A 7,475-nucleotide genomic window follows, 5' to 3' on the forward strand; every position below is an offset into this window, starting at 1 on the left:
TTTTAATTCATACTTGGCTATTTCTTCAAACTCCTTGCCCCTTTTCGATTTGTACCGCCCTTTATTCTTATTTACCCACAATGTATTTACAGATGGTGGCATTACGGATAATTCCAATTTTATCAATCCTTTTCCCTCCTGTCCTCTTTTTGCTTAAATTTATACAATTCATCAAACGAATACTCCAAAGCCTTCTGCAATTTATTTTCAGGAATCTCCCAGTTAAATTGCTCTATGCTTTTAACTTTTCCACGATGTCTTTTTATGAATTTAAGCCATTCATCTTTGTCAGTTGTTTTCAGTTCGTTGTTGTCTATCCTTATACAAATGAGTTTTATTTTCATTTAATCTGTTCCATTCCTCGCTTTGCAAAGAAGTTGTTATTTCGTTCCAACTCCTGCAGAAGTTCGCTGTCTTCTTGTTGCAACTCTTTTAATTTCTTTTCAATAACCTTTCTTCTTTTTAAGATTTGTTTGTTTCTTTTTACTAGATCATTTATTCCTACTGTTTTCATTCGTCCTCCTAAAATATTCTAATTTGTTCTGCTATAATTCCTTGTTTTCTTCTGTGCTTCTTGAAAAACAAGTTTCTAAATATAGCTTCCAAAACTGTTACCACTATGCTGTTTCCTGCCTGCTTGTATAATTGCGTATCCGAAATTCCCACAGACTTTGCGGCATAATAATCATTATCACTAAATCCCATTAAACGCCAAACTTCCAAAGGAGTTAGTTTTCTTATTTTTTCTCCTGTTTTGATAAAATTATCGGTTGCCCTTTGCCCTGCTTTTGTTGTTATTGCAAATGCTATGCTGCAATCTTCTGATTTCTGGGGATTAAATTTTTCTCATCTGATAAATCCATTTCTATTTGTCATATCTAAAAAACTTTTTAGATACTTTTCTGACAAATAATATTTTCCCGGAACATGTTCCTCCAGCAAGTCTTTCATTTTGATTTTTAGCTCTTGCTTTTTAGGAAAAACATAATGGATATTCTCAAGCGAGGAAACAACAAAAACTCTTTCACGGTTTTGAGGTATAGAGTAATCACGGGCATTCAACACTTCCCAGTTGCTGTAGTATCCTAGACTGTTTAGAAAATTCAGCCATCTTTCAAAATCTTTGATGAACTTCTTGCCTACCAAATTCTTGACATTCTCTAATAGCAAATGCTTTGGCAATATTCCATTTTCCTTAGTTTTAAGAAGCAACCTTTCAACTTCCAAGAGTAATCCACTTCTTGTATCTTTGCTTATTCCTTTTCGATGTCCGGCAATGCTCAAATCTTGGCATGGAAAAGAGTATGTAAGTAAGTCACAGTACGGCAACTCCTCCATTTTTGATATATCTCCAAAGTTGTGGATTTTGCCGTGAATTGCTTCATAGCTTTTAATAGCGAACTTATCTATTTCAGAAATTCCTATAACTTCATAATCGATTCCGATATTCCTCAATGCCATCGCCTGACTTCCGACTCCTGCAAAAAGTTCTATGACTTTGATTTTTCGCATTTATCCTCCTAATAATATTTATCCCAAATTTCCTTACACTCGTCTATCCGCCTATCTTCCCATTCAAATTTATAATATTTACATCTTCCGCGTATTCGACTAAATAGTTTTGCACTTCCGTTTATTCTCATAAAATCCTTTAGTTGATCATCGTTTAAATTTGTGTTTATGATAAACGATATTCTGTTCTTACATAAGTAACTAAAAAACTTATAAAGTTCCTGTTTCATCCAGTCTGAAACCATTTCGTTTCCTAAATCATCAAAAATAACTAAATCAGCCCTTTCAAATCTATCTAAAACAAAATTTTTATTGACATTCGGATTTTTAAAATTATCTGCTTCTTCATCCAAAAGTGCCTGCAATGATGTTTTATAAACCACGTATTTATCGCAAAGTTTGTGATAAATGCAGTTAGTATAATATGTTTTGCCTGTTCCTTCATCCCCTGACATATATATCCCTGAACCAGTGCCTTTTATGTGTTCAAAGTTTTTGCAGAAGTTATAAAATGATTTTCTAAATTCTTTTTCTTTTTCGTTTACGATTTTAGAATTTTTAAATCTATTATCAATTTCGTCATCTTCAACTTTAGATATTTTTTTGAAAAGTGGAATATCTGAAACTCTATTTGATTTTTTAAACTCGCTTCTAGTTACAGTTTCTGCCATATATGATTTATTACCAGCCGTCGTTTGTTCTGTCAACTTTGACGTTGTGCTTGTCTGCAACTTTTTGGCTGCTATTTCCCCAAGATTTGCTATTGCCATTGTTATTTCCTCCTAAACTGTTTTTGTAATTTTCTACCCATTCAGCTGTTACTGTTCTCCATTCCCTTGTTTCCATTATCTCTAAGGCTTCTTTTAAGTCGCTATATAGCGGAAATTCTTTTATAAGAGCTTTTAGTGGGCTTATTGTTTTTAGTGATTTCCTTATTTCCTTACGATATTTTATAAATTTAAAGAGTAACTGCTTATAGTTCTCATCTTTTTCCAATGAGATTACATAACACTCAATATTATTCAATTTTTCTTTTTTATATTTTTCTTTATATTGGGTATTTTTAATTGGGTATTTTTCTATAGGTTTTTTTAGATTTACATTTTTGTCACTATCGGAAGTGACACCTGTGTCATCTAGGGAAGTGACAACCTTGTCACTATCATTTTTGTCATTATCAATTTTGTCACTATTAGAATCAGCATTTTTTAAATAATAAATATTTGTCTGATTAAATCTTCTTTGTTTTTCAACCAATCCTTTTTCTTCCAGTTTTTTAATATATCTGATAACAGTTCTTTTATCTTTTCCGATTATTTCAGCTAACTTTTCTATGCTTGGAAAACATTTCCCTTCACTATCTGCAAATCTGGCTAGGATCATATACATTGATTTTACTTCAAACGATAAATCTGTTCTGTCTATAAGTTCGTTTTCTATCCAAAACCAACCTCTTTTTCTTATATCTCGCATTATTTTCCCTCTCCCTACATATTGTATTTTTCACATTTTTATGCTATAATAAACACAATATGTAGTATTTCATAAATTTCTTTTCAAGCACTTTTCGGAGTGCTTTTTTCGTTTATTTTTTAACTTTATAATTCTTATATTTAAACGTTTTTACCTGTTCTTTTTCAACCTTCTTTTCATTTTCTTCTTCAAGCTCCAGCATCATAATGTGAGTTTCAAGCTTGAACACCATTTTCCATAATTTATCATTTTCCTTTTTCAAATTTTCACTGCAAAAAAGTTCCATAATAAGGCATACAGCAAACCATATTGCCAATGTTCCCATAATAATTATTTCCATTTTCCCACCTCCCTTATTTCATTTTTACCTCCTTTTGAGTTATAATAATATCGCCAAATAAAATTAAATACACAAGAAAGGAGGTATTATTATGCTTATTCCTAAAAATTTATTTGATGCAACAAAATTATTTTTATTTTATTTGTTCAAAAAGGGTTACGAAAAAACTTTCAAAAAGAAGTCCAAGTAAGGTATAAAATATTAAAAAAGGTAGTATTTCATATATTGCCTTTTTTATTTTATCTTCATATTTGAAATATATTACAGCAACTGTTATATAGCCAATGCTTATTAATATATTTTGAATATTTACTCCGTTTTTTATTACTTTAAATGCTTGGTAAGCACACAATATGAATATAAAATTAGATTTGTCTATTTTATATTTCATCTCACACCTCCTTCCTTTTCTCATTTTATAATCCTCCGCTTTGTGCTATAATTTATTCGCCAAAACAAATTATCAAGAAGAAGGGAGGTTTATAATTATGTATAAAGTTTATGCTTGTCTACTTGGACAATGGACTGAACTTACTGAAGATGATTATCAAATTGGGTATTTGGAAAATCTTTTCAGTCCACGAAATTGGATAAATGGCACAGATATTCACAATAAACAAGACTTTGTGGAAGATAGTTTTAGACATATTCCAACTGTTCACATTCATCATAAAGACAAAATATATACAATAAGTGCCACTTTAATTCAAATTGTAGAAACTAAATAAGGTTTTTATAATACTCTAAAGTTTGATTAAATATTTCATCCGCTTTCGATTCAAGATTGCGGGTGATTTCTTTATTTCTTTTTTTAAAATAATGTCTATACATATCTACAATTTCTTCAAATTCCTCTTCCGTTAATCCTTTTAGATTTTCAAATGCAGCTACAACTTTCTTTACATTTATTTTTCTACCTTGCACATATGATATTTCTTCTTCTCCCATCCCTGCACCTCCTTCCTTTTCTTTTTGTATTTTATTCTTTATTTTGTATACTTTTTTCTACTTGAATTGCATTAAAAAATCAACTGCTCTATCACAATTTTCGGATTTATTTTTTGAATACTTAAAAGCTCTTATCAATCCAGCTTTTGTATTGTAAAAACCACCTCTAGTATCAGGCACCTTTCCCACCATATCTTTGTATTTCACATCTTTTTCTATCATCAATTTTCTTACATCTTTAAAATTCATTTTTCACCACCTCAAAATTATTATAATTTATTTGTAGAAAAAAGTCAACAAAAATTTAACAAAAAAGAAGCCTTTTACAGCTTCCTTTTATTTTTTTATAATCCTATATCGTATACAGCCAGTTTATGCCCGTTTTCTATTATATTAAAAGTTCCTGCTTGCCCTTTTGGAACTTCAAAGACAATTGTTTGATCAACTTTGTTTCCGACTGGTATATCATCAAAATTAAATTCTCCAAATTCAACAACGCCTGCTTCTGGTTTGATTAATTTTTTATCTTTTGTTTCAATTTGATAATAATCTAATCCTCCGCCTTGCACAATATTATTTGAAATATTTTCTTTAGTAAGTTTTACAACTACATATTCATTTCCTTCTTTAGGCTGCGAATATTCGCCTTTTTCAACAACTTTAACATCTGTTACAGTTTGTGCTGTTAAATTTACAACTCCTCTTTCGCCTTTTTTAAAATATTTAGTAGGTTGTTTTTGTTCAGATGTTCCATTCATATTTTCAGCTAATTTTGAAAAACCAAAGGTAATTATTTCAAAAAGTTCTTTGTTTTTTTCATCTTGTCCATCAACTTGCCAATTTTTACCGTTCTTTTTCAACACAACATCTATATTTTTCTCATTAAACTTCAAATCTTTTGACTTTAATTTTTCCTCAAAATATTTTGTTGTAAATTCTTCTCCAAGTTTTTTCATTTCTTCTTCACTTTTTCCAAAATTTGAAAAAGCTAATGCCATTCCTTGTTGCATAAATTCTGGAAAATAAGAACTCAGATCAGGAGCTTTTATATCAAGATTTACAATTGCTTTATCTCCTTCCACTTTTGTTTTCTTGATTTTGTAACTCATTTTTTTGTATCCGCTTAAGAAAATTTTTACAGTTTCATCGTTTGCCGACATTTCCGAATTAGGATTCAACTCCTTTATCTTTTTTGCATCTCCAGTTTGAAGTGCCTTTAATACACTTTCTAAATCTTTCTGTGCTTGCGGTGTTCCGCAACTGAATACAAATAACATCATTGCTAAAACTAATAATATTTTTTTCATTCTTTTCCTCGCTTTCTATTTTATAATTTATTAAATTATAGCATATTTCAAAGAAAAATAAAAGTATTAAAAAAGAGCCATTTCAATTATGAAACAACTCTATGTTAAATTTATTTGCTTTCACAGGCTATACCATCTTTATCTCTATCTAAATGTTTAGCATATCCAGGTTCACCTTTCTTAATATTTTTATACCCTTTCGCACGTGCTTCTTTACAGTTTTTGAAATACAACGTTTCTGAAAATGTGTTAACACTAACAAATACTAATGTCAAAATCATAAAAATTTTTTTCATTTTGGTTTCCTCCGTTTTTTTATATTTTTAAACCAAAATTAACCCTGCTTAAATTCATTGTGTATCACTATTTTTTGTTATTATCTTCATACATTTTTTTAAAATCAACATCTGGCAAATTAACCATCACGGGAATTTTATCGAACATAGTCATACTTGCAACATAAGATTTCACATATTCATATAGCATTTCTGCTCCAGCTGTAACTAATAGCTCTTTCCTTTGTTGCTCGCCCAAACCATCTAAAAGTTCAAAATCACCAACAATAGATATTTTTATTTCTTTATATTCATCTGATATTTCAATTCCTAGTTTTACTTTTCCCACTTCTTCATTTGAACCAACACTCAAATTTATTTTACCATCTTTCTTTTCTTGAATATCCGTTAAATGTTTCATTGAAACTTCACTCACAAAATAATTTGTTAATGTTATTTTATCCATTTTCCCTCCATGCTTTAACTAAAATTACTATAGATTATATTAGGTTTATTATATTTGGTTTTATTTAATTTTGAATGTTTATTTAATTTCACGTTATTGTATTTATTAATTACAAAATACGTATTTGTATAATTTAATGCTATATTTTTTTTAAAAGTTTTTGAAAGCGTGTTTAAAATTTCTTCGAATTCTAATGCAGTATAAAAATTTAAAATCTCATTCTTTTCAGGAAAATACTCTTTTATCCGTTCTTTACTTATTTTTCTTAAACCTATATTAAATATCCCATCGTTATAAAAAACTGATTTTAATGCCTTTCCTAAAACTTCAAACAATATTTTCTTGTCAATTTCAGAATAATAATAAATCTGAATATAACCGTCTTCAAATTTTTTATATCCAATATCAATATCTGATATTTCACTTTTTACAATAGTTTTAAATTGTTCTATTTTGTTTTTCATTTTCATCCTCAACCTTCATTTAAAAGTTCGTTTAAAACTTCGTCTATTTCCAAAAAATTTTCTTTTAGCTCTTTATAATCGCTTTTTTTAATAATTTTTTTATCGTAATCTGCTATTGTTCTACTTCTTTTCAAATCTTCCAAATGAGCTATAGCAGCTATATAACTGCTATGAAATAAATTTATATAATTTTTCATTAATTTAATAGTTGAATTATGACTACCCTCTTGTTTTTTTACTTCGTTTTCTATATTTAATCCCTTTTTTTCAAAAAAATAAAGAACTTTTTGAAAACAACTATAATATAATCTGCTAGTAGCAACATCATAATACTGTTTCTTTTCTGCAAACTCAGAAATTTCAAAATTTTGTTCTGATTTTTTCAATAAACTCATTTTCAAGCTCCCATATTATAACATATTTTTTATTCTGATTCACCTGTTTTCAAATCTACTTCTCAACTCCGCCAACCTCATCAATGCTTTTTTGTTCCTAAAACATAAATTTTTTATTCCTCATACTTATAACCATACTTATAGTCCCTTTACACTCTACTCTATCGAGTTCGTGATTAGGAATTACGTAATCGGCATAGGCTGGATTATAAGATTTTAGTATCAAATTCCCTGTCCCTTCTTCAAAAAAAACTCTTTTTAAATATTTGGAATCCTCTTGATAAATTAATGCCTC

Annotated in this window: 15 protein-coding genes and 1 pseudogene; 1 reads left to right on the top strand and 15 read right to left on the bottom strand. The window is 28.9% G+C overall.

Going from position 1 to position 7,475, the window contains the following annotated elements; all coding sequences use genetic code 11:
* Window positions 1-122: 122 nt before the first annotated feature.
* The 7 genes and pseudogenes from K324_RS0109000 to K324_RS0109035 all read right to left on the bottom strand — a co-directional run bounded on the left by K324_RS0109000 (window position 123) and on the right by K324_RS0109035 (window position 3,716).
* Window positions 123-344 (bottom strand): hypothetical protein, encoded by a 222-nt coding sequence (locus K324_RS0109000; protein ID WP_026748856.1) that lies wholly within the window; start codon window positions 342-344, stop codon window positions 123-125.
* Window positions 341-514: a hypothetical protein gene (locus tag K324_RS15810; protein WP_156906985.1), complete on the bottom strand. Its 174-nt coding sequence runs from the start codon at window positions 512-514 to the stop codon at window positions 341-343. The genes K324_RS0109000 and K324_RS15810 overlap by 4 nt, the downstream gene beginning before the upstream one ends.
* 8 nt (window positions 515-522) lie before the next feature.
* Window positions 523-1,512 (bottom strand): annotated as a pseudogene (dcm, locus tag K324_RS14685) (DNA (cytosine-5-)-methyltransferase).
* 8 nt (window positions 1,513-1,520) lie between these two features.
* Window positions 1,521-2,282: a P-loop NTPase family protein gene (locus tag K324_RS0109020; protein ID WP_051354432.1), complete on the bottom strand. Its 762-nt coding sequence runs from the start codon at window positions 2,280-2,282 to the stop codon at window positions 1,521-1,523.
* Window positions 2,194-2,985 (bottom strand): helix-turn-helix domain-containing protein, encoded by a 792-nt coding sequence (locus tag K324_RS0109025; RefSeq protein WP_026748859.1) that lies wholly within the window; start codon window positions 2,983-2,985, stop codon window positions 2,194-2,196. Before K324_RS0109025 ends, K324_RS0109020 begins: the two co-directional genes overlap by 89 nt.
* Before the next feature lie 112 nt (window positions 2,986-3,097).
* A complete protein-coding gene (locus K324_RS0109030; protein WP_026748860.1) occupies window positions 3,098-3,325 on the bottom strand; it encodes a hypothetical protein in 228 nt (75 codons plus the stop codon).
* 133 nt (window positions 3,326-3,458) lie between these two features.
* Window positions 3,459-3,716, bottom strand: coding sequence for a hypothetical protein (locus K324_RS0109035; protein WP_026748861.1), 258 nt, complete (start codon window positions 3,714-3,716; stop codon window positions 3,459-3,461).
* 97 nt (window positions 3,717-3,813) lie between these two features.
* Between K324_RS0109035 and K324_RS0109040 the strand changes: the two genes are divergently transcribed.
* Window positions 3,814-4,053, top strand: coding sequence for a hypothetical protein (locus tag K324_RS0109040; protein ID WP_006803865.1), 240 nt, complete (start codon window positions 3,814-3,816; stop codon window positions 4,051-4,053).
* On the opposite strand, the gene K324_RS0109045 is transcribed toward K324_RS0109040, so the two are convergent.
* The 8 genes from K324_RS0109045 to K324_RS16240 all read right to left on the bottom strand — a co-directional run.
* The gene (locus K324_RS0109045; RefSeq protein WP_026748862.1) at window positions 4,046-4,273 is read right to left on the bottom strand and encodes a hypothetical protein; all 228 of its coding nucleotides are present in this window, start codon (window positions 4,271-4,273) and stop codon (window positions 4,046-4,048) included. The genes K324_RS0109040 and K324_RS0109045 overlap by 8 nt on opposite strands.
* A 57-nt stretch (window positions 4,274-4,330) precedes the next feature.
* Window positions 4,331-4,522, bottom strand: coding sequence for a hypothetical protein (locus K324_RS0109050; RefSeq protein WP_026748863.1), 192 nt, complete (start codon window positions 4,520-4,522; stop codon window positions 4,331-4,333).
* A 95-nt stretch (window positions 4,523-4,617) separates the two neighbouring features.
* Entirely contained in the window at window positions 4,618-5,580 is a 963-nt protein-coding gene (locus K324_RS15815) for a DUF4352 domain-containing protein (protein ID WP_051354433.1), read from the bottom strand.
* A gap of 110 nt (window positions 5,581-5,690) precedes the next feature.
* Complete coding sequence (locus K324_RS14695; RefSeq protein ID WP_036095424.1) at window positions 5,691-5,876, bottom strand: excalibur calcium-binding domain-containing protein; 186 nt, start codon at window positions 5,874-5,876, stop codon at window positions 5,691-5,693.
* 67 nt (window positions 5,877-5,943) lie between these two features.
* Window positions 5,944-6,321: a protein-export chaperone SecB gene (locus K324_RS0109065; RefSeq protein WP_026748864.1), complete on the bottom strand. Its 378-nt coding sequence runs from the start codon at window positions 6,319-6,321 to the stop codon at window positions 5,944-5,946.
* Window positions 6,322-6,335: 14 nt separating this feature from the next.
* Window positions 6,336-6,785, bottom strand: a complete 450-nt coding sequence (locus K324_RS0109070; protein ID WP_156906986.1) for a hypothetical protein — start codon at window positions 6,783-6,785, stop codon at window positions 6,336-6,338.
* A gap of 8 nt (window positions 6,786-6,793) precedes the next feature.
* Window positions 6,794-7,180 (bottom strand): hypothetical protein, encoded by a 387-nt coding sequence (locus K324_RS0109075; RefSeq protein WP_026748866.1) that lies wholly within the window; start codon window positions 7,178-7,180, stop codon window positions 6,794-6,796.
* Between the two features lie 97 nt (window positions 7,181-7,277).
* The coding region (locus K324_RS16240) for a S24/S26 family peptidase (RefSeq protein WP_026748867.1) at window positions 7,278-7,475 on the bottom strand (198 nt) is incomplete at its 5' end.

It is taken from the genome of Leptotrichia trevisanii DSM 22070, assembly GCF_000482505.1.
Lineage (GTDB): Bacteria > Fusobacteriota > Fusobacteriia > Fusobacteriales > Leptotrichiaceae > Leptotrichia > Leptotrichia trevisanii.